The organism is Pseudomonas sp. SIMBA_067, from assembly GCF_046534675.1.
GTDB classification, from domain to species: Bacteria; Pseudomonadota; Gammaproteobacteria; order Pseudomonadales; family Pseudomonadaceae; genus Aquipseudomonas; species Aquipseudomonas putida.
The window spans coordinates 23,680-44,743 of sequence record NZ_JAWRYH010000008.1 but is presented as its reverse complement, the minus strand read 5'-3'; the positions used below and the strand labels follow the sequence as shown (position 1 = coordinate 44,743).

17 protein-coding genes are annotated in these 21,064 nt (G+C 62.5%); 6 read left to right on the top strand and 11 right to left on the bottom strand.

The window, feature by feature from the left end:
* Nucleotides 1–9 precede the first annotated feature (9 nt).
* The 10 genes from SB765_RS18095 to SB765_RS18050 all read right to left on the bottom strand — a co-directional run bounded on the left by SB765_RS18095 (nucleotide 10) and on the right by SB765_RS18050 (nucleotide 12,870).
* Nucleotides 10–1,578, bottom strand: a complete 1,569-nt coding sequence (locus SB765_RS18095; RefSeq protein ID WP_043202470.1) for a SpoVR family protein — start codon at nucleotides 1,576–1,578, stop codon at nucleotides 10–12.
* Entirely contained in the window at nucleotides 1,575–2,849 is a 1,275-nt protein-coding gene (locus tag SB765_RS18090) for a YeaH/YhbH family protein (RefSeq protein WP_016497702.1), read from the bottom strand. Before SB765_RS18090 ends, SB765_RS18095 begins: the two co-directional genes overlap by 4 nt.
* Nucleotides 2,850–2,980: 131 nt before the next feature.
* Nucleotides 2,981–4,903 (bottom strand): PrkA family serine protein kinase, encoded by a 1,923-nt coding sequence (locus tag SB765_RS18085; protein ID WP_016497703.1) that lies wholly within the window; start codon nucleotides 4,901–4,903, stop codon nucleotides 2,981–2,983.
* A 284-nt stretch (nucleotides 4,904–5,187) separates the two neighbouring features.
* The gene (glpE, locus tag SB765_RS18080) at nucleotides 5,188–5,520 is read right to left on the bottom strand and encodes a thiosulfate sulfurtransferase GlpE (protein WP_341797393.1); all 333 of its coding nucleotides are present in this window, start codon (nucleotides 5,518–5,520) and stop codon (nucleotides 5,188–5,190) included.
* Between the two features lie 14 nt (nucleotides 5,521–5,534).
* Nucleotides 5,535–6,401, bottom strand: coding sequence for a symmetrical bis(5'-nucleosyl)-tetraphosphatase (locus tag SB765_RS18075; RefSeq protein WP_341797394.1), 867 nt, complete (start codon nucleotides 6,399–6,401; stop codon nucleotides 5,535–5,537).
* Entirely contained in the window at nucleotides 6,401–6,781 is a 381-nt protein-coding gene (apaG, locus tag SB765_RS18070) for a Co2+/Mg2+ efflux protein ApaG (protein ID WP_016497705.1), read from the bottom strand. Before apaG ends, SB765_RS18075 begins: the two co-directional genes overlap by 1 nt.
* Before the next feature lie 201 nt (nucleotides 6,782–6,982).
* The gene (rsmA, locus tag SB765_RS18065) at nucleotides 6,983–7,786 is read right to left on the bottom strand and encodes a 16S rRNA (adenine(1518)-N(6)/adenine(1519)-N(6))-dimethyltransferase RsmA (RefSeq protein WP_016497706.1); all 804 of its coding nucleotides are present in this window, start codon (nucleotides 7,784–7,786) and stop codon (nucleotides 6,983–6,985) included.
* The gene (gene pdxA, locus SB765_RS18060; protein WP_410911168.1) at nucleotides 7,783–8,772 is read right to left on the bottom strand and encodes a 4-hydroxythreonine-4-phosphate dehydrogenase PdxA; all 990 of its coding nucleotides are present in this window, start codon (nucleotides 8,770–8,772) and stop codon (nucleotides 7,783–7,785) included. The genes rsmA and pdxA overlap by 4 nt, the downstream gene beginning before the upstream one ends.
* Nucleotides 8,769–10,088: a peptidylprolyl isomerase SurA gene (gene surA / locus SB765_RS18055; RefSeq protein ID WP_341797396.1), complete on the bottom strand. Its 1,320-nt coding sequence runs from the start codon at nucleotides 10,086–10,088 to the stop codon at nucleotides 8,769–8,771. Before surA ends, pdxA begins: the two co-directional genes overlap by 4 nt.
* On the bottom strand, nucleotides 10,069–12,870 hold the full coding sequence (locus SB765_RS18050) for an LPS-assembly protein LptD (protein ID WP_341797397.1): 2,802 nt from the start codon (nucleotides 12,868–12,870) through the stop codon (nucleotides 10,069–10,071). The genes surA and SB765_RS18050 overlap by 20 nt, the downstream gene beginning before the upstream one ends.
* Before the next feature lie 130 nt (nucleotides 12,871–13,000).
* Here SB765_RS18050 and SB765_RS18045 point away from each other — a divergent pair, with 130 nt between their 5' ends.
* From SB765_RS18045 to SB765_RS18035, 3 genes are read left to right on the top strand one after another with little or no spacing between them, the layout of a single operon-like run.
* Nucleotides 13,001–14,020: an aminoglycoside phosphotransferase family protein gene (locus SB765_RS18045; protein WP_410931709.1), complete on the top strand. Its 1,020-nt coding sequence runs from the start codon at nucleotides 13,001–13,003 to the stop codon at nucleotides 14,018–14,020.
* Complete coding sequence (murU, locus tag SB765_RS18040; RefSeq protein ID WP_410911169.1) at nucleotides 14,017–14,688, top strand: N-acetylmuramate alpha-1-phosphate uridylyltransferase MurU; 672 nt, start codon at nucleotides 14,017–14,019, stop codon at nucleotides 14,686–14,688. Before SB765_RS18045 ends, murU begins: the two co-directional genes overlap by 4 nt.
* Before the next feature lies 1 nt (nucleotide 14,689).
* Complete coding sequence (locus tag SB765_RS18035; protein ID WP_341797400.1) at nucleotides 14,690–15,457, top strand: TerB family tellurite resistance protein; 768 nt, start codon at nucleotides 14,690–14,692, stop codon at nucleotides 15,455–15,457.
* 34 nt (nucleotides 15,458–15,491) lie between these two features.
* Here SB765_RS18035 and SB765_RS18030 read toward each other — a convergent pair whose 3' ends face one another.
* Nucleotides 15,492–16,490, bottom strand: a complete 999-nt coding sequence (locus SB765_RS18030) for an alpha/beta hydrolase family protein (protein ID WP_410931708.1) — start codon at nucleotides 16,488–16,490, stop codon at nucleotides 15,492–15,494.
* 95 nt (nucleotides 16,491–16,585) lie between these two features.
* Here SB765_RS18030 and SB765_RS18025 point away from each other — a divergent pair, with 95 nt between their 5' ends.
* The 3 genes from SB765_RS18025 to SB765_RS18015 all read left to right on the top strand — a co-directional run bounded on the left by SB765_RS18025 (nucleotide 16,586) and on the right by SB765_RS18015 (nucleotide 21,033).
* On the top strand, nucleotides 16,586–18,973 hold the full coding sequence (locus SB765_RS18025; RefSeq protein ID WP_410931707.1) for a PAS domain S-box protein: 2,388 nt from the start codon (nucleotides 16,586–16,588) through the stop codon (nucleotides 18,971–18,973).
* A gap of 7 nt (nucleotides 18,974–18,980) precedes the next feature.
* Nucleotides 18,981–19,613: a response regulator transcription factor gene (locus tag SB765_RS18020; protein WP_169725176.1), complete on the top strand. Its 633-nt coding sequence runs from the start codon at nucleotides 18,981–18,983 to the stop codon at nucleotides 19,611–19,613.
* A 295-nt stretch (nucleotides 19,614–19,908) separates the two neighbouring features.
* The gene (locus SB765_RS18015) at nucleotides 19,909–21,033 is read left to right on the top strand and encodes an ABC transporter ATP-binding protein (protein ID WP_258654869.1); all 1,125 of its coding nucleotides are present in this window, start codon (nucleotides 19,909–19,911) and stop codon (nucleotides 21,031–21,033) included.
* The last annotated feature ends 31 nt before the right edge of the window (nucleotides 21,034–21,064 follow it).

The following is a 21,064-nucleotide window of genomic DNA, read 5'->3' as shown; positions in this document are numbered from 1 at the left end:
GGTGTAGCACTAGAGGTGGTGAATGACAGCCAGGTCCATGCGCCCGTAGTCGGCGCTTTCGCCGTGCTCGCCACGGGGTGGCATGTGGTGGGTTTTCATCACTTGCTCGCCCTGTACGGTCTCCAGGTGGATATCGAAGCCCCACAGGCGATGCAGGTGCTTGAGCACTTCATCGGTTGAGTCGCCCAGCGGTTTGCGGTTGTGTTGCTGGTGGCGCAGCGTCAGCGAGCGGTCACCGCGACGGTCGACGCTCCAGATCTGCACGTTCGGTTCACGGTTACCCAGGTTGTACTGCGCGGCCAGCAGTTCACGAATCACCCGGTAGCCGGCTTCATCGTGAATGGCGGGCACCAGCAGGTCGTCGCGCTGGTCGTCGTCGAGGATGCTGAACAGCTTGAGGTCGCGCATCACCTTAGGCGAAAGGTATTGCAGGATGAAGCTCTCGTCCTTGAAGCTGCTCATGGCAAACTTGATGGTAGAAAGCCAGTCACTGCCGGCAATGTCGGGGAACCAGTGGCGATCTTCATCGGTAGGGTTTTCGCACATGCGGCGGATGTCGGTGTACATGGCAAAGCCCAGTGCGTAGGGGTTGATGCCGCTGTAGTAGGGGCTGTCGAAGCCGGGCTGGAACACCACGCTGGTGTGCGAGGTCAAGAACTCCATCATGAAGCCTTCGGTGATCAGCCCCTCGTCGTACAGGTCGTTCATGAGCGTGTAGTGCCAGAAGGTTGCCCAGCCTTCGTTCATAACTTGGGTCTGGCGCTGCGGGTAGAAGTACTGGGCGATCTTGCGCACGATGCGCACCACTTCACGCTGCCAAGGTTCGAGCAGCGGGGCATTCTTCTCGATGAAATACAGGATGTTCTCCTGTGGTTCGGCGGGGAAGCGCCCCTCATCGCGTTCGTTGCCCCTTTCGGCGCTTTTCGGGATGGTGCGCCACAGGTCGTTGATCTGGCGCTGCAGGTGTTCCTCACGCTCCTTCTGGCGCCGCCGTTCCTCTTCTGCGGAGATGGGGTAGGGGCGCTTGTAGCGGTCCACGCCGTAGTTCATCAGGGCATGGCAGGAGTCGATCAGGTCTTCCACGGCGTCGATGCCGTGGCGCTCTTCGCACTGGGCGATGTACTGCTTGGCAAACACCAGGTAATCGATAATGGAGCTGGCGTCGGTCCAGGTGCGGAACAGGTAGTTGCCTTTGAAGAAGCTGTTATGGCCATAGCAGGCGTGGGCAATCACCAGTGCCTGCATGCACATGGTGTTTTCTTCCATCAGGTAGGCGATGCAGGGGTCGGAGTTGATCACGATTTCGTAGGCCAGGCCCATCTGGCCACGGCTGTAGGACTTTTCTGTGCTGAGGAACTGTTTGCCGTAGGACCAGTGGTGGTAGCCCAGAGGCATGCCGACCGAGGCATAGGCGTCCATCATCTGCTCGGCCGTGATCACCTCGATCTGGTTGGGGTAAGTGTCCAGGGCGTAACGTTCGGCCAGGCGGCCGATTTCCCGGTCGTAGGTCTGGATCAGCTCGAACGTCCACTCGGACCCGGTGGAAATGGGTTGGCGTCTCTGTGCTCTGGCGGTCATGTGGCTAACCTGCGCTGGAAGAGTTCACGGAAGACCGGGTAGATGTCGCCGGCCGATACCAACTGCTGCTGGGCGAACGTGTCGGGGAAGGCTTCGCCGATGCGTTCGTATTCGTACCACAGCGCCTGGTGCTCACGGGGGGTGATCTCGACGTAAGTGTAGTACTGCACGTGCGGCATGATTTGCTTGGACAGAATCTCGCGGCAGATCGGCGAGTCGTCGTTCCAGTTATCGCCGTCAGAAGCCTGAGCGGCGTAGATGTTCCAGTCGCTGGCCGGGTAGCGTTCGGCCATGATCTCCTGCATCAGCTTGAGCGCGCTGGAGACGATGGTGCCGCCGGTTTCCCGCGAGTAGAAAAACTCTTCCTCGTCGACTTCCCGGGCGCTGGTGTGGTGGCGGATGAACACCACTTCGATGCGGTCGTAGTTACGCTTGAGGAACAGGTACAACAGGATGAAGAAGCGCTTGGCGATGTCCTTGGTGGCCTGGGTCATGGAGCCGGACACGTCCATCAGGCAGAACATCACTGCCTTGGAGCTGGGGTTGGGCTGCTTGACCAGCAGGTTGTACTTGAGGTCGAAGGTGTCGAGGAAGGGCAAGCGGTTGATGCGTGCCTTCAGGCGTTCGATTTCCTGTTCGACTTCCTGGATATCGGTGAAGTTGTCCGGCTCCTCGACCCGCAGGCGGTCGAGTTCCTTTTGTGCTTCGCGCAGCAGTGCGCGGCTGCTGCCGGTCAGGGCGATACGCCGGGCATGGGCCGAGCGCAGGGTGCGCACGATATTGATGCGTGACGGGTTGCCCTCGTTGGCGATGCCCGCACGCACGGTCTTGAAGGTGTCGGTCCCGGTCAGGTGACGTTTGACCAGGTTGGGCAGTTCGAGATCCTCGAACATGAATTCGAGGAACTCTTCCTGGGTGATCTGGAAGACGAAGTCGTCCATGCCGTCGCCGGAATTGCCCGCTTTACCGCGGCCGCCGCCACCCCCGCCACCACCTTGCGGCCTGGGGATATGTTCGCCGGCAGTGAATTCCTTGTTGCCCGGGTGCACGACGGTCTGTTTGCCGCCGCGACCGTGGTGGAGCACGGGTTCGTCAATGTCGCGCCCCGGAATGCTGATTTGTTCACCATGTTCCATGTCCATGATGGAACGGCGGCTTACCGCCTCTTCGACGGCTTTCTTGATATGTTCACGGTACCGCCGCAGAAAGCGCTGACGGTTGACCGTGCTCTTGTTCTTGCCGTTCAGGCGTCGGTCTATAACGTAGCTCATGGTCCCTCCGGTAGCTGGGAACAGCTGCACGCTTCAAGCTACGGGCTCGCTGCACCTAATGGCAGCAAGGCAGTTGCTGCCGCCCAAGGCTGGCTTGCCAGCCTTGGGCGCGCAGTGTGTAGCTTGTCGCTTTATTGCGATTTCCTGACCCGCAGGTACCATTCCGACAGCAGACGAACCTGTTTGTCGGTGTAGCCACGCTCCACCATGCGCGTGACGAAGTCGTTGTGCTTCTGTTGGTCCTCCTTGCTGGCCTTGGCGTTGAAGCTGATGACCGGCAGCAGGTCCTCGGTGTTGGAGAACATTTTCTTCTCGATCACCACCCGCAGCTTTTCATAGCTGAGCCAGCTCGGGTTCTTGCCGTTGTTGTTGGCACGGGCACGCAGCACGAAGTTGACGATTTCGTTGCGGAAATCTTTCGGGTTGCTGATGCCGGCCGGTTTCTCGATCTTCTCCAGTTCTTCGTTGAGGGCGATGCGGTTGAGGATTTCGCCGGTTTCCGGGTCGCGGTATTCCTGGTCCTGGATCCAGAAGTCGGCGTACAGCACGTAGCGGTCGAAAATGTTCTGGCCGTATTCGCTGTAGGACTCCAGGTAGGCAGTCTGGATTTCCTTGCCGATGAACTCGATATAGCGCGGTGCCAGGTACTCCTTCAGGTAGCGCAGGTAGCGTTCGCGCACTTCGGCCGGGAACTGTTCCTGTTCGATCTGCTGTTCGAGCACGTACAGCAGGTGAACCGGGTTGGCCGCAATCTCGTGTGGGTCGAAGTTGAAGACTTTGGAAAGGATCTTGAAGGCGAAGCGGGTCGACAGGCCGTTCATGCCCTCGTCGACGCCTGCCGAGTCCCGGTACTCCTGGATCGACTTGGCCTTCGGATCGGTGTCCTTGAGGTTCTCGCCGTCGTAGACGCGCATCTTCGAGTAGATGTTGGAGTTCTCTGGCTCCTTGAGGCGCGAGAGTACAGTGAACTGGGCGAGCATCTTGAGGGTGTCTGGCGCGCAATGGGCCTTGGCCAGCGAGCTGTTGATCAGCAACTTGTCGTAGATCTTGATCTCATCGCTGACGCGCAGGCAGTACGGCACCTTGACGATGTAGATCCGGTCGATGAACGCCTCGTTGTTCTTGTTGTTGCGGAAGGTGTGCCACTCCGATTCGTTGGAGTGGGCCAACAGGATACCGGTGTAGGGAATGGCACCCAGCCCTTCGGTACTGTTGTAGTTACCTTCCTGGGTGGCCGTGAGCAGTGGGTGCAGGACCTTGATCGGGGCCTTGAACATCTCGACGAATTCCATCAGGCCCTGGTTGGCCCGGCACAGCGCGCCCGAATAGCTGTAGGCATCGGCGTCGTTCTGCGGGAATTCTTCGAGCTTGCGGATATCGACCTTGCCGACCAGGGCGGAAATGTCCTGGTTGTTCTCGTCGCCCGGTTCGGTCTTGGCGATGGCGATCTGGTTGAGGATCGACGGGTACAGCTTGACCACTTTGAACTTGCTGATGTCGCCGCCGAACTCCTGCAGGCGCTTGGTGGCCCAAGGCGACATGATGGTGTTCAGGTAGCGCCGCGAGATGCCGTACTCTTCCTCGAGGATGGCCCCGTCTTCGGTGGCGTTGAAAAGCCCAAGGGGCGACTCGAATACCGGCGAGCCCTTGATGGCATAGAACGGTACCTTTTCCATCAGCTGCTTGAGTTTTTCGGCCAGCGACGATTTACCGCCCCCCACTGGGCCCAGCAGATAGAGGATCTGTTTCTTTTCTTCCAGGCCTTGGGCGGCGTGGCGGAAATAAGACACGATCTGGTCGATGCACTCTTCCATGCCATGGAAGTCGGCAAAGGCCGGATAGCGGCGGATAACCTTGTTGGAGAAGATGCGCGACAGCCTGGAGTTGGTAGAGGTGTCGATCAGCTCTGGCTCACCGATGGCCAGCAACAGCCGTTCGGCCGCCGATGCGTAGGCACTGCGATCCCCTTTGCACAGCTCGAGGTACTCCTGCAGCGAGAGTTCTTCCTGGCGCGTGGACTCGAAACGTTGTTGGAAGTGGCTAAAAATACTCATGACGTCACCTCGCTCGATACGTGGAGACGACGCCGGATCAGTCAGCTGATGCTGGCATGCAACCGGTTTTGACGGTTGCTGTATACCCCCCAGAACACCCTGTAACGCTACCGATGACCCGCACGCCGGTGTACCGGCTCTCCCCTTTTTCTGGATGGCCTGCGCTTAAGAATAGTTGGTTATCGGTAAGTTCAAGGGCGGGGGGCGGAGAAGTTGCGAACGACCGTTCGTCAGATAAGCCGCAAGCCCGCACGTGGCGCGGGCTGCAGTAAAAATGAAAATATTTATTCGGCGATGCCTTGGGCGGTCTCGGCTGGGTAGGTAGCGCGCCACAGTTCAAAGCCACCGTCCACGCTGTACACGTCGGAAAAGCCCTGGCCTACCAGGTAGGCGGCAGCGCTCTGGCTGGAGTTGCCGTGGTAGCAGACCACCAGGGTCGGGGCGTCGAGGTCGGCGTTGCGGATGAAGTCTGCAACCGAATGGTTATCCAGGTGCCGGGCGCCGGTAATGTGGCCTGCGGCGAAGGCTTGCGAGTCACGAATGTCGACGACGACCGCACCTTCTTGCTTGCGAAGCTCCAAGGCCTGCTCGGGAGGGATGCGCTTGAATTCGCTCATGGGTACTACTTCCTTCAGGTGTGGTCGTTGAGTGTAGTGGGTTGTGCCGGCTGGCGCAGGGTGCCGTCGTCGGCGCAGTCGCAGCGGTGGTATTCGCCGCTGTCGACGTTGTACAGGGTCATGGCGCCGCCCCACACGCAACCGGTGTCCAGGGCGATGACGCCCGGCTCGTCGACGCGGCCTTCGAGGGCGGCCCAATGGCCGAAGATGATCTTCACATGCCGCGAGCGGCGGTCCTTGTGTGCAAACCAGGGCTTGTAACCCTTGGGCGCGGTGCCCAGGCCTTCCTTGCTCTTGAGGTCGAGCTTGCCCTCGGCGGTGCAGAAGCGCATGCGTGTGAAGTAGTTGGTAATGACCCGCAGGCGTTCGATGCCGGTGAGGCGCTTGCTCCACTTGTTCGGCTCGTTGCCGTACATACCGTCGAGATACAGCTTCAGGCGGCCATCGTCGCGCAGTACCTCTTCCACCTCAGCCGCAAGACCAAGGGCCTGGCCAAGCGTCCACTGTGGCGGAATGCCCGCGTGCGCCATGGCAATGCCGCGTGCCTCGTCGTAATGCAGCAGTTTTTGCTGGCGCAGCCAGTGGAACAGCAGGTCGGCGTCCGGTGCTTGGATGATCTCGCGCAGCGTGTCGCTTTTTTTCAGGCGCTCGACGTTGTGCCAGGCGGCCAGCAGGTGCAGGTCATGGTTGCCCAGCACGCAGACCAGCGACTGGCGGATCGAATACAGGAAGCGCAGGGTTTCCAGTGATTCGGGGCCGCGGTTTACCAGGTCACCGACCAGCCACAGGCGGTCGACGGCCGGGTTGAAGCTGACACGTTCGAGCAGGCACTTGAGGGGCTGCAGGCAGCCCTGCACGTCACCGACGGCGTAGGTTGCCATCAGTGCAGTGCCCCGGGCACCGCGAGGCGGAAGGGGGCGATCTCGGCGTCGAAGCGCTTACCGTCTTCGGCGAACATCTGGTAACTGCCCTGCATGGTGCCTACACGGGTGGTGATTACCGCACCGCTGCTATAGGTGTGGCTCTGGCCCGGATCGATGTTGGGTTGTTGGCCGACCACGCCGGAGCCGCGCACTTCCTCGACCTCGCCGTCACCATTGGTGATCAGCCAGTGGCGTGACAGCAGCTTGGCCTTGAGCGAGCCGCTGTTGTGCACGGTGATGGTGTAGGCGAAGGCGAAACGACTGTTTTCGGGGTCGGATTGTTCTTTGAGGTAGCGGGTCACGACGCTGACGTCGATCAGATAGCGAGGATCGGACATGCAATGGCCTTGGGCGAGCTGACGCAATAATGCAGTCTAGGCCATTGGGAGGGGGGAGGGCCAGCGGTGTGGGGGACTTGGGGGGTGTATGGGCTGGCCTCTTCGCCGGCATGCCCGCTCCCACAGGTTTTCACCACATTTGCAGGGGGTGATTTACCGGTGGGAGCGGGCGTGCCCGCGAAGAGGCCAGTGCAGGCTGGATCAGGCTTGTTGCTGATCAGCCAGCTGGTCGGCCAGGCGCACGAAGGCCGCCAGGTCCAGCTGTTCGGGGCGCAGGCTGCCATCCACGCCGGCTGCCTCGATGGCTGCGCTGTCGAGCAGGCCTTTCAGGGTGTTGCGCAGTGTCTTGCGACGCTGGTTGAAGGCTTCACGAACGACGCGCTCCAGCAGCAGGTGATCCTTGGCCGGGAATGGCAGCACTTCGTGCGGTACCAGGCGGACGATGGCCGAGTCCACTTTCGGCGGCGGGTTGAAGGCCCCAGGGCCTACGTTGAACAGGTGTTCGACGCGGCAGTGGTACTGCACCATGATCGACAAACGGCCCCAGTCACCACCACCAGGGCCGGCGGCCATGCGCTCGACCACTTCCTTTTGCAGCATGAAGTGCATGTCGCGGATCAGGCCGGCATGGCTGAGCAGGTGGAAGATCAGCGGGGTGGAGATGTTGTAGGGCAGGTTGCCCACCACCTTGAGGCTGCGCGGTGGCACGCCCAGCTGGTTGAAGTCGAACTTCAGGGCGTCGCCCTGGTGCAGCCGGAAGTTGCTGCGGTTACCGAACTTGTGCTGCAGGATCGGCACCAGGTCCTTGTCCAGCTCCACCACGTCCAGTTGTGCGCCGCTGCCCAGCAGGCCTTCGGTCAGGGCGCCCTGGCCCGGGCCGATTTCCAGCAGATGTTCGCCGGCCTTGGCGTTGATGGCACGCAGGATGCGGTCGATGATGCCGGCGTCGTGCAGGAAGTTCTGGCCGAAGCGCTTGCGCGCCCGGTGTTGGTATTGCTCGTTCATGGTCGGTTCTCGGCCATCTGGTAGGCGGTTTCCAGCGCGACGCGCAGGCTGCCGGTGTCGACGTTGCCGGTGCCGGCGAGGTCCAGGGCGGTGCCGTGATCGACCGACGTGCGGATGATCGGCAGGCCCAGCGTCACGTTGACTGCAGCGCCGAAGCCTTTGTACTTGAGTACAGGCAGGCCTTGGTCGTGGTACATCGCCAGCACTGCGTCGCAGTGCTCCAGATATTTGGGGGTAAACAGGGTATCGGCCGGCAGCGGCCCGCGCAGGTCCATGCCTTCGGTGCGCAGGCGGGCCAAGGTCGGCTCGATGATGTCGATTTCTTCGCGGCCCAGGTGGCCGCCCTCGCCCGCGTGCGGGTTGAGGCCACACACCAGTATGCGCGGGTTGGCAATGCCGAACTTGTCGCGCATGTCGGCATGCAGGATACGGGTTACACGTTCGACGCGCTCGGCAGTGATGGCGTCGGCAATATCACGCAGCGGCAGGTGCGTGGTCACCAGGGCCACACGCAGGCCGCGGGTGGCCAGCATCATTACCACTTGCGCGGTGTGGGTCAGCTCGGCAAGGAACTCGGTATGCCCGGAGAAGGCGATACCGCTTTCGTTGATCACGCCCTTGTGCACAGGGGCGGTGATCATCCCGGCAAAATGGCCATCGAGGCAGCCTTGCCCGGCGCGGGTCAGGGTTTCCAGCACGAACGCCGCGTTGGCTTTGTCGAGCTGGCCTGGCACTACCGGGGCTGCAAGAGGGGTATCCCATACGTACAGGCTGCCCGCGGGTGCCGGCCGGTCGGGCCATTGGCCCTGGGCGACTGGCAGCAGGCTGACGGCCAGCCCCAGCTGCGTGGCCCGCTCGGCGAGCAGGTCACGGCTGGTGATGGCGATCAGGGGGTGGGGCTGGGCGTCTGCGGCGAGCAGCAGGCACAGGTCGGGACCTATGCCGGCAGGCTCGCCAGGGGTGACGGCGAAGCGCTGGGGCTTCACTGGGCGGCCTGGTCGGCGCCAGGCAGCTTGATTTCAACGTAGGCTTCGTCGCGAATCTGGCGCAGCCAGGTTTGCAGCTCTTCGTCGTACTTGCGATTGCGCAGGACGCTCTGGGCCTGTTGCTCACGTGCCTGTTCGGTGCTGTCGGTGGCGCGGCGGCCCAGCACTTCCAGAACGTGCCAGCCGTACTGGGTCTTGAACGGCTTGGTCACTACGCCTTGCTGGGCGTTGGCCATCTGTTCGCGGAACTCCGGTACCAGGCTGTTCGGGTCTACCCAGTTGAGGTCGCCGCCGTTGAGCGCCGAACCCGGGTCTTCCGAGAAGCTCTTCGCCAGCTCGCCGAAGTCTTCGCCGTTCTTGATGCGATCGTACAGGCGCTCGGCCAGTTGCTCGGTGGCCGCTTCGCTGCGGATTTCACTTGGCTTGATCAGGATGTGGCGTACATGCACTTCGTCACGTAGCACGTTCTCGCTGCCACCGCGCTTCTCCTCGAGCTTGAGGATGATGAAGCCGTTGGGGATGCGAATAGGCTGGGTGATTTCACCGACCGGCATGCTGCTGAGCATCTTGGCGAAGTCTGGTGGCAGTTGGCCGGCTTTACGCCAGCCCATCTCGCCGCCTTCCAGGGCGTTTTCGCTGGCCGAGTTGGCAATCGCCATCTGGCCGAAGTCGGCACCCTGGCGCAGTTGCTGGTACACGTCACCAACCTTGCGCGCAGCCTTCTGGATATCATCCGAGCTGGCGGCTTCCGGGGTCGGGATGAGGATGTTGGCCAGGCGGTACTCTTCCGACATCTGCATCTTGCCCATGTCGGAGTTGAGGAAGTTCTTCACTTCCTGCTCCGACACCTGGATGCGTTCGGCCACGCGACGCTGACGCACGCGGCTGATGATCATCTCGCGCTTGACCTGCTCGCGAGCGTCGTCGAACGACAGGCCGTCATGGGCCAGGGCGGCGCGGAACTGGTCCAGCGACATGCCATTGCGCTGGGCAATGGTGCCGATGGCCTGGTTCAGCTCTTCGTCGGTGATGCGGATGCCGGAGCGCTCGCCGATCTGCAGCTGCAGGTTTTCGACGATCAGGCGTTCCAGTACCTGCTGTTCCAGAGCACCGGTCGGTGGCACGCCGCCGCCGCGCTTGGCGATGGTTTGCTGCACCTCGCGGACGCGCTGGTCCAGCTGGCTTTGCATGACCACGTCGTTGTCGACGATGGCCACCACGCGATCAAGAGGCTGTACCGCGGCATGCACCGCGCCACTCAGCAAAACGGCACCCAGCAGCACTGGGCGCAGACGGTCAATAAGCTTGGTCTTCACGTTCACGGTAACCTTGAATGCCTTGGTCGAGGAAAGATTCGACCTTGTTGCCCACTACGCCACCGAGCCCTTTCAGAACGATCTGAAGGAAGATGCCGTGGTCGCCTTTTTCGTTCGCCGGAAGTGCCTGGCTGAAGTCGTCGTAATCGATCCAGTAACGGTTGATCAGGCGCAGCTTCCAGCAGCAGTTGTCGTACTCGAAACCGCCCATGGCTTCCAGGGTGCGATTGCGGTTGTAGTCATGCTGCCAGCGAGCGATGACGTTCCACTGTGGAACGATCGGCCAGATGACCGAGAAGTCATGCTGCTGGATCTTGTAGTAGTCCTTGATGTAGTTCGGGTTGCCCGGAACACTATAGTCGCCACCGCCCACTTTCCAGGTACCGGTCGTTGAGTCGTAGGAAATGGTGTCGTTGCGGTAGCGATAACCGAGGTTGACCACCTTGTTCGGGTTGTCTTCAGGCTGGTAGTGGAACATCGCGCTGCCCGAACGGGTGCTGCGGCTGTCCGGATCCCAGTTGAAGTCCGAATTGAAGCGCCAGTCGCGGTTGAAGAAGTAGTTGTACATCAACGCGTACGGCGACACGTCTGACTGCGAGTCAGCGCGCGTGCGGTAGTCGATACCTGGCAGCTGAACCTTGCGATCCTTGAAGTAATACGCCTGGCCGATGCTGAAGTTCTGGCGTTCGAAGCCGTTCTCTTCAATCCAGCGGGTAGTCACGCCCAGCGACAGTTTGTTCTCGTCGCCGATACGGTCGGTACCGCTGAAGCGGTTGTCGCGGAACAGCGAGTCGTAACTGAACAGGGTCTCGCCCGAGTCAAACAGCGGGATGTCCTTCTGGTCCTTGTACGGGACATAGAGGTAGAACAGGCGCGGTTCGAGGGTTTGTTTGTAGTCGGTGCCAAACAACGAGGTGTTACGGTCGAAGTAGAGGCCGCTGTCCACGCTGAAAATAGGTACATCGCGGTCCAGCGAGCTGTTGTAGCTGCCATACGCCGGGTTTGCCGACTGGGCGATTGCCTGGGCTTTGCCCTGGCTGTCCAGGTCCAGGTCATAATGGGTGTACGCATACTTCAGCTTGGGCGTCAGGTAGCCGTAGCTGGCTTCCATCGGCAGGCTGATCGACGGCGCAACGTTGTAGCGGTTGCCGTTGGCGCGGGCGATGCCGCTGACGTTCTGGTCCAGGCGACGGCCTGCCGCACCGGCAGAGAAGTCAGGGTTGCCGTCTTTGTCCAGGACGAAGTCATCTTTCAGATCGCGATCGAAGCGAACAGCTTCGGTTTCGTAGGCAAGGTTGAGCCCGCCCGGCTCATACGGCAGCTTACCGTTGAAGGTAATTTGCGGCAGGCGATCATATGGCGTGATCTTCGAGATGGTCGCCATCTCGTAGGCATGCACGTTCAACCGCGCGGTGTAGCTGTCGCCGCGGTAGGTCAGCGCACCCTGCTGATTGAGCAAGTCCTGGCTTTCAACACCGATCTGGTCGGACTCCAGGTCCTGGAAGTAGAACGGGTCGCTGATGTCGGTGTAGTCCACCTCGGCCATCAGGCGCTCGTCCAGGCCTCCCTTGTGCTGCCAGTTGACCATCCAGCGCTGTTCTTTGTAGTCAGTCTGGTCTTTGCGGTCGTCGTTCTTGTCGTTCAGGTACGCGCCACCGAGCTGGCCTTCGCTGGAAGGGGTCAGGTAGCGGAACTCGCCTTCCATCAGCAGGCCGCGTTTGGTCATGTAACGCGGGTACAACGTGGCGTCGTAGTTGGGCGCCAGGTTGAAGTAGTACGGCGTGACCAGCATGAAACCGGTGTCGCTGCTGGTGCTGAACGATGGCGGCAGGAAGCCGGACTGGCGACGGTCGTCGATCGGGAAGTAGATGTACGGTGTATAGAACACCGGGAAATCCTTGACCCGCAGCGTAACGTTGGTCGCAGTACCGAAACCGGTGGCCGGGTTCAGGGTGATGTTATTGCCCTTCAGCTGCCAGGCGTTGCTGCCCGGTTCGCAGGTGGTGTACGTACCGTCCTTGAGGCGGATGATGGCGTTTTCACCACGCTTGGCATACAGGGCACTGCCGCGGATGTGCGACTTGTGCATCACGTATTCGGCGTTGTCGACCTGGGCTTCGCCGGTGTCGAGCTGAATCTGTGCCTCGTCACCGACCACCAGCGAACCGTTGTCACGGATCCGGACGTTGCCCTTGAGCTCGCCACGGTTTTCGGTCTGGTAAAGGTTGGCCTCGTCGGCCTCGGCCTGCATGCTGCCCTGGCGCATCACCACGTCACCGGCGAGGGTAGCGATTTGCTGCTCCTGCTGGTACTTGGACACCTTGGCGTTGATGTAGGTCGGCGACTCGTCCTTCGGCGTGGTGTCGGCCATGCCCGGGCGGGTTGGCTCGACATACGCGCCACCGCAATACGGGCCGGTTTCGGCCAGCTGCGCGGCAGTCAGCTTGTCACGCGGCACCCAGTCCAGGTGGCTGTAGTCTTCGCTGCGCGACTTCAGGGCACGGCCCTTGGCCTCGGTGACCAGCATCGGCCGGTCCGCGGTTTCGGCTTCGCTCGCGGCTTCTGTGCCGGAGCTGACGGCCGCACCTTCGTGCACCGGGCGCGGCGGCAGGTTGTTGACTGGCGCTTTGGGCTTGCAGTCCCAACCACCGGAGGCGGACACTTGGCAGTCGAACTGTTCGGCTGCCACTACGTATGAGGTGGCCAGAGGTTGCAGGGCCAGCAGACCGCCGGTTACCAGCAACGGAAACTTTCTACGAAACGCGGGGGATTTCAATGCCATCTTATTAGTCCGGGCTTCCTGCGTGCCATCTGCCCGCGTGTGGGGCCGCACGCCTCTCGATGGTCTGAAAAAGATGCTGGATAATAAAGCATGACCCGCTTGACGGCTAGGGCCGTCGGAGACCCTTGTAATGCCTGAACACGATGTACGCCTGCAACAACTGACGGTCTGGCTCGATGAGCAGCTCAATGATCTTTTCCTGAACAACGCCTGGGGCGAAGTGCCCGCAGGCAACCTGACCGCGGCCAGCAGCGACGCCAGCTTCCGCCGCTACTTCCGCTGGCAGGGCGCTGGGCGCAGCTTCGTGATCATGGACGCGCCACCCCCGCAGGAAAACTGCCGACCGTTCGTCGCCATTGACCACTTGCTGGCCAGCGCTGGTGTGCATGTGCCGCTGATCCATGCCCAGGACCTGGAGCGCGGCTTCCTGTTGCTGGGGGATCTGGGCCACCAGACATACCTTGATGTAATTGATGCCGACAACGCCGATGGCCTGTTCGCCGACGCCATCAAGGCCTTGCTGGCCTTCCAGCGCCTGCCAATGGATGCGCCGCTGCCCAGCTACGACGATGCCCTGTTGCGCCGTGAAGTAGAGCTGTTTCCCGAGTGGTACGTGGGGCGTGAGCTTGGCCTGGCCCTGAGCAAAGCGCAGAAAGCCACCTGGCAGCGCGTCAGCCAACTGCTGATCGACAGCGCCCTGGCCCAGCCCAAGGTGCTGGTGCACCGCGACTACATGCCGCGCAACCTGATGCAAAGTACCCCCAACCCCGGCGTACTGGACTTCCAGGACGCGGTGTACGGCCCGGTCACCTACGACATCACCTGCCTGTTCAAGGACGCCTTCCTCAGCTGGCCGCAGGCACGGGTCGAAGGCTGGCTGCGAAACTACTGGCAGCAGGCCAAGGCGGCCGGCATCCCGGTGCAGGGCGACTTCGAAGCATTCCAGCGTGCCAGCGACCTGATGGGTGTGCAGCGCCACCTGAAGGTGATCGGCATTTTCGCCCGCATCTGCCACCGCGACGGCAAACCGCGCTATCTGGGCGACGTGCCGCGTTTCTTCGCCTATATAGAAGAAGTGATCGGCCGCCGTCCCGAATTGGCGGAGCTGGGTGAGCTGATCGCCGAGTTGCAGGCCGGAGCGCGTGCATGAAGGCAATGATCCTGGCAGCAGGCAAAGGCGAGCGCATGCGCCCATTGACCCTGCATACCCCCAAACCACTGATCCAGGTCGCTGGCCAGCCGCTGATCGAGTACCACCTGCACGCCCTGGCGGCGGCGGGTATTACCGAGGTGGTGATCAACCATGCCTGGCTCGGCCAGCAGATCGAAGACCACCTGGGCGATGGCAGCCGCTTCGGGCTGAGCATTCGTTATTCACCTGAGGGCGAGCCGCTGGAAACCGGTGGTGGCATCTTCAAGGCCCTGCCATTGCTGGGCGACGCGCCGTTCCTGCTGGTTAATGGCGATGTCTGGAGCGATTACGACTTCACATGCCTGCCGGGCCCCTTGCAAGGTCTTGCTCACCTGGTACTGGTCGATAACCCTGGCCATCACGGCCGTGGTGACTTCCGCCTGGTAGGCGATCAGGTCGTCGATGGCGATGATGCACCGGGCACGCTCACCTTCAGTGGGCTTTCAGTGCTGCACCCGGCATTGTTCGACGGTTGCCAGCCCGGCGCCTTCAAGCTGGCGCCACTGCTGCGTCAGGCCATGGCGGATGGCAAGGTCACTGGCGAACACTACCGTGGGCACTGGGTAGATGTTGGCACGCCTGAGCGCCTGGCCGAGGCTGAGCGTTTGATTGGCGAGCGCGCCTGACATGTGGTGGCCAGGCACGCTGATTGGTGTGAGTGCAGGTTTTGCTGTAGCCAGCATCCCGGGGGCCTTGCTCGGCGGGTTGCTTGGGCAGGCCCTGGACCGCCGCCTGCGCTTGCAGGGCTGGGAAGACATGCGCGAACGCCTGGGCGGTCGCTCGGCCTTGCGTGACGACGAGTTGCTGTTCGTGATGCTCGGGCGCCTGGCCAAGTGCGATGGGCGGGTGGCTGAGCAGCATATCCGCCAGGCGCGCCAGGAAATGCTGCGCCTGGACCTGGCCGAAGCGGCCCGGCTGCGCGCGATAGCCGCGTTCAACCGCGGCAAGGCGGGCAAGGACCGGCTGGGCAGCCATTTGCGCCGCATTCGCCAGCAGCCTCATGCGGCGGAAGGCACCCTGCGCGCCTGTTGGCGCATGGTCTGGGCCGACGGCAAGATGGGCAACAAGGAACGTGAGCTGCTGCTGGACTGGGGACAGAAGCTAGGCCTGAGCCGGCGCCAGGTGCAGGCGATGTCGCTGGAGTACGAGCCGCGCAAGGCAGCCGGAACGGAAGGGGTGGCCATGACCTATGCCGCGGCGTTGCGCTTGCTGGCGGTTGAGGCTGACACCGAGACCGACAAGGTCAAGCAGGCGTATCGCCGGCTGGTCAGCCGGCATCACCCGGACAAGCTGGCAGGTACCGGTGCCAGCGAGGCGCAGGTGCGTGAGGCGACTGAGCGTACCCGTGAGTTGCATCAGGCCTATGCCATGATCCGTAAGCGCCGGGGCCTGTGAAAATGGGGCCGCTGTGCGGCCCATCGATTTCAGCTCAACCCTGAGGGCTCATCCATCCCCGTACCCGGCGGAACAACTGCTCTTGTTCCGCCGCCTTGTTCCCTGGCATGGCAATCAACGACAACTGCCGGTACTGGCTGTCCTTCTGCCGCTTGCTGGCCTGCAGGCGCTGCGCGGCCGCGTTGCGGTCGCTGCTACGGGTGACGTAGTAGATATCGGCAGTCGGCACCTTCAAGGTGGGCGCCAGGCTTTGCAGGTCATGTTCAACCCGCGCCGGTGTCTGCGCGGCGACCATCACCAGTTTTTGTACCTGGGGTGGCTGCTTCTCGCTCAGGTAGCGTGCCGCCCAATACGCACCGCTACCATGGCCGATCAGCACGATGCTGCGGGCGTTGTGTTGCTGTGCGTACGCTACGGCGGCATCCAGGCGGGCGAAGATACGCTCGGCATCTGCCGGGTCGGCCTGCTCGCTGGCCTGTTCAGCGTCAGTGCTTTCTGCGGTGTCGGCATCGGCCGCCGTGGCCTGGGCCACGTTGGCGTTGGCGTCGGCCGGTACGTCCTTGGCCGGTGCGCTTTCGCCTTTGTCTTGCTCAGGCTCGGCGGGCGGTGCGGCCTCGACCCTTGCCTGCGGGCTGTCGGCGAGCAGGTCGGGCAGGCTGACGCTCAGAGTGTGCCAACCGACATCAGGGAATTTCTGCCGCAGTGGGCCGACCGCATTTGGCCAGTCGGCGGTCTCGCCAGCACCGGGAATAATGATGACTGCCCCTTGCGGGTCGTTGTCATTGGCGGGTTTCCAAAGGGCCAGGAAGCTGTCGGCACCGGCCTGCAAGGTCTGCTGCTCGGCCTTGGGCACAAGCCGTTCCAGCGCCTGGGCATCTTCCTGGCTGCGCTCCAGCAGGGGCGGGCGCGGGGCTTCGGCGGCCGGAGCTTCGGTGGTGGTGGTTGGTTTTTCGGCATCGGCAGCCAAGGCGCCGAGTGGAAGGATCGAGGTCAGGCAGCACATTGCCAGCGTCGTGCGATAAAGTGTGGACATGAGTCAACCCAGGGCCAGAATGATACCGGCAGCCTAATAGTATTTGCCCGTGACGGCCATGCTGCATGGCCGCCTTTGCCAAGACGAGCGTGTAGATGAAGCGAGTGCGTAGCCTGTTGGTTATCGGCTGCTTGTGGCTGCCCTTGATTGCATTGGCCCGGCCCGAGGTGGTGCCCACCGTTACGCTGGAGCCTGCGCAACAGCAGTGGCTGGACGCGCACCGCAGCTTGCGCGTCGGCCTGGTGCTGCAGGCGCCCTACGCCCAATTCGACCGGCGCCTGCAGCAACTGTACGGGGCCAACGTAGAACTGGTGAACAGCCTGGCGCAGGCGCTGCGCCTGGACCTTACCTGGCGCAACTTCAGCGACCAGGCCAGCCTGGAACATGCCCTGCAGAGCGGCGAAATCGACTTCGCCCCCGGCCTTACCCAGACGCCGGCCAGCCTGCGGCTGTGGCTGTTCAGCGACCCGTACATGCGCGTGCCGCAACTGGTGGTGGGGCCGCGCACCGGCGCCATGGCCGTGGAGCTGGAAAAGCTTGAAGCCGAGCAGCGGGTGGCCGTGCGCATGCCCAGCCAGCTGGCCGATTACCTGCGCGGCAACTACGGCAACCTCAACCTGCAGGGGGTGCCCAACGAACGTGAGGCCTTGCAACTGGTGGTAGGTGGCCAGGCCAGTTTCGCGGTGCTGGATGAAGCCCAGCTCAGCCGCTTGTCACGCGAAAGCGAGTTCAGTGAGCTGGCGGTGGTCGGCGATATCGGCCTGCCGCAGTTGTTGCGCATCGGCTCGCGGCGCGACTGGCCGCTGCTGGCCGATGTGCTCGAGCGCGGCCTGCAGGCGCTGCCGGCCAAGGAGCTGGAGCAACTGCACCAACGCTGGCTGCAACCCAAATACCCACGGCTGAGCGAGTCGCCTGGCTTCTGGCAGAACCTGGCCTTGCTGTTCGGTATGTTGCTGTTGTGTGCCTTGGCCACCCTGGTGTGGCAACGCCGCCAGCAGCGCCAGCTGGAGCGCAGCCTCCTGACCACGCGGGAAAGCCTGGTGGAGCGACAAGTGCGTGAAGAAGCCCTGCGCCTGAGCCAGTTCGCCATCGACCAGAGCACGGTGGGTATTCTCTGGGTCAACTGGGACAGCCACGTACGCTACGCCAATCACGCCGCCGAGCGCATGCTGGGATATGGCGATGGCGAACTGCTGGAGCGGCCGTTGAGCACCTTCGAGCCGAGCCTGAACATGGACCGCTGGCTGGAGTTATGGAAAGGCGCACGCACGGGGGAGGGCGGTGTTGGCCAGTTCGAGGCACAGTGCCGGCGGGCCGACAACAGCCTGCTGCCGGTCGAGCTATCACTGAGTTTTCTGCGTTTTCGAGATTCCGAATACCTGGTGGTCTACCTCGCCGATGTCACCGAGCGCCACCGCGCCCTGGCGGCACTGCGCGAGAGCGAGGCGAGGCTCAAGGGCATTGCCGGCAACGTGCCCGGGCTGGTGTTCCGCCTGGAGCGTGACCCGGCCGAAGGCGAGCTGGAATTCCCCTATATCAGTGAGGGCAGCGAGGCGTTGGTGGGCTATGCGCCTGTCGAGATCCAGCACCCACATATGGGCCTGCGCAACCTGGTTCACCCCGAAGACCGCGCCGATTACCACCGGGTCCAGGACCTGGCCTTGGCCAGCGACCAGGACTGGTCCTGGCAGGGGCGTATCCTGACCCGCCACGGTGAACAACGCTGGGCCGACATCAAGGCCAGCACCCGGCGCCTGGCCAACGGCCAGGTGGTGTGGGACGGTGTGGTATGGGACATCACCCAGGGCAAGCGGGCCGAGTTGGCGTTGGCGAAATCCCAGGAGCAGCTGCGCGAGCTGTCGGCCCACCTGGAAAGCGTGCGCGAGGAAGAAAAGGCGCGCATCGCCCGGGAAGTGCATGATGAGCTGGGGCAGATGCTGACCGTGCTCAAGCTGGAGGTGTCGATGTGCGAGCTGGCGTTTGCCGATCTGGACCCCGGCCTGCATGAGCGCCTGGCAAGCATGAAGCGCCTGATTGCCCAGCTGTTCCAGCTGGTGCGTGATGTCGCCACTGCTTTGCGCCCGCCGATTCTCGATGCCGGCATTGCCTCGGCCATCGAATGGCAGGCACGGCGCTTTGAAGCCCGCACGCAGATCCCCTGCCTGGTACAAGTGCCGGATAATCTGCCAGCATTGAGCGATGCCAAGGCCACCGGCCTGTTTCGTATCTTGCAGGAGGCGCTCACCAACGTCATGCGCCACGCCCAGGCGCACAGCGTGGAGATCGAGCTGGTGCGTGAGGAAGGGCAATTGCGCATGACGGTCAGCGATGATGGCCAAGGCTTTTGCCGCGAGCAGACCCGGCCCACTTCATTTGGCCTGGTGGGTGTACGCGAGCGGGTGCTGATGCTGGGGGGCAGCATGGCGCTGGACAGTGAACCGGGCGAAGGCACCAGCCTGAGTGTGGCCATTCCATTGGAGTAGGAGAGCAATCGTGATTCGAGTACTGGTGGCCGAAGACCACACCATTGTCCGTGAAGGCATCAAGCAGTTGATTGGCCTGGCCAAGGACATGCAGGTGGTGGGGGAGGCCGGGAATGGTGAGCAGTTGCTCGACACCCTGCGCCACACGCCGTGCGAAGTGGTGCTGCTGGATATCTCGATGCCGGGGGTGAACGGCCTGGAGGCGATCCCGCGGATCCGTGCCCTGCACGATGCGCCGGCAATCCTGATGCTGTCGATGCACGACGAGGCCCAGATGGCGGCGCGGGCGCTGAAGGCTGGGGCGGCGGGCTATGCCACCAAGGACAGTGACCCGGCGCTGCTACTTACCGCGATACGTCGGGTGGCAAGCGGCGGCCGGTACATCGACCCGTCGCTGGCCGACCGCATGGTGTTCGAAGTGGGCCTGACCGAGTCCCGGCCATTGCACACGCTGCTGTCGGAGCGGGAGTTTTCGGTGTTCGAGCGCCTGGCCCAAGGGGCCAACGTCAACGACATCGCCCAGCAACTGGCGCTGTCGAGCAAAACCATCAGCACCCACAAGGCGCGTTTGATGCAAAAGCTGAAAGTGAACTCGCTGGCGGAGCTGGTGAAGTACGCCATGGAACACAAGCTGGTCTGATTGCGACATAGGCGTGCCCGAAACTTGCCGAAGCCTCTGTGGGAGCGGGCATGCCCGCGAACGGGCCTGGCCTGCTGATCTCTATGGCTGAGCCGGCCTCTTCGCGGGCATGCCCGCTCCCACAGGTTTCGTGGCTGGATCGCAAGGGCATTCCAATCCCGCCATTGTTGTAGGGCAATCCCTACAGCAAATCTTCCATCCGGATGATGGCATTCTCTCAGTGCCCCCGATTTTCGTGCGCTTGCGCCTCTTCTACTCTTTTGCCTACGCAGTCATCCAACAAGAAGGTGCAGGCATGAGCGAGGCGAAGTCGAACGCTGCAACCAGCGAAACGCTGGTCAGCTTCCGTGGTGTGCAGAAGAGCTACGACGGCGAGTCGCTGATCGTCAAAGACCTCAACCTGGACATCCGCAAGGGCGAGTTCCTTACCCTGCTTGGCCCGTCCGGCTCCGGCAAGACCACCAGCCTGATGATGCTGGCCGGCTTCGAAACCCCTACCGCCGGTGAAATCCAGCTGGCCGGGCGCTCGATCAACAACGTGCCGCCGCACAAGCGCGACATCGGCATGGTGTTCCAGAACTACGCGTTGTTCCCTCACATGACCGTGGCCGAGAACCTGGCCTTTCCGCTGACCGTACGCAACCTGAGCAAGACCGACGTCAGCGAGCGGGTCAAACGCGTGCTGAACATGGTCCAGCTAGATACTTTCGCCAAGCGCTACCCCGGCCAGCTTTCCGGTGGCCAGCAGCAGCGGGTGGCCTTGGCCCGTGCACTGGTGTTCGAGCCGCAACTGGTGCTGATGGACGAACCGCTCGGCGCGCTGGACAAGCAGCTGCGTGAACACATGCAGATGGAGATCAAGCACATCCACCAGCGCCTGGGCGTGACCGTGGTGTACGTGACCCACGATCAGGGCGAAGCGCTGACCATGTCCGACCGCGTGGCGGTGTTCCACCAGGGCGAGATCCAGCAGATCGCCGACCCGCGCACGCTGTACGAAGAACCCTGCAATACCTTCGTCGCCAACTTCATCGGCGAGAACAACCGTATCAACGGCACCCTGCTGGCCAGCGATGGCAAGCGCTGCCAGGTGCAGCTGCCGCGCGGCGAGCGGGTTGAAGCGCTGGCGGTGAACGTCGGCCAGGCCGGCGAGCCGGTAACCCTGTCGATCCGCCCGGAGCGTGTGCGCCTGAATGGCCACAGCGAGCGCTGCGTCAACCGCTTCTCTGGCCGGGTGGCCGAATTCATTTACCTGGGCGACCACGTGCGGGTGCGCCTGGAAGTTTGCGGCAAGGCCGATTTCTTCGTGAAACAGCCGATTGCCGAGCTCGACCCGGCCCTGGCCGTGGGCGATGTGGTACCGCTGGGCTGGGAGGTGGAGCACGCCCGCGCGCTCGATCCGATTGCCGAAGCCCATTGATGGATTGCTTCACCAACCCTGTACTGTGGAG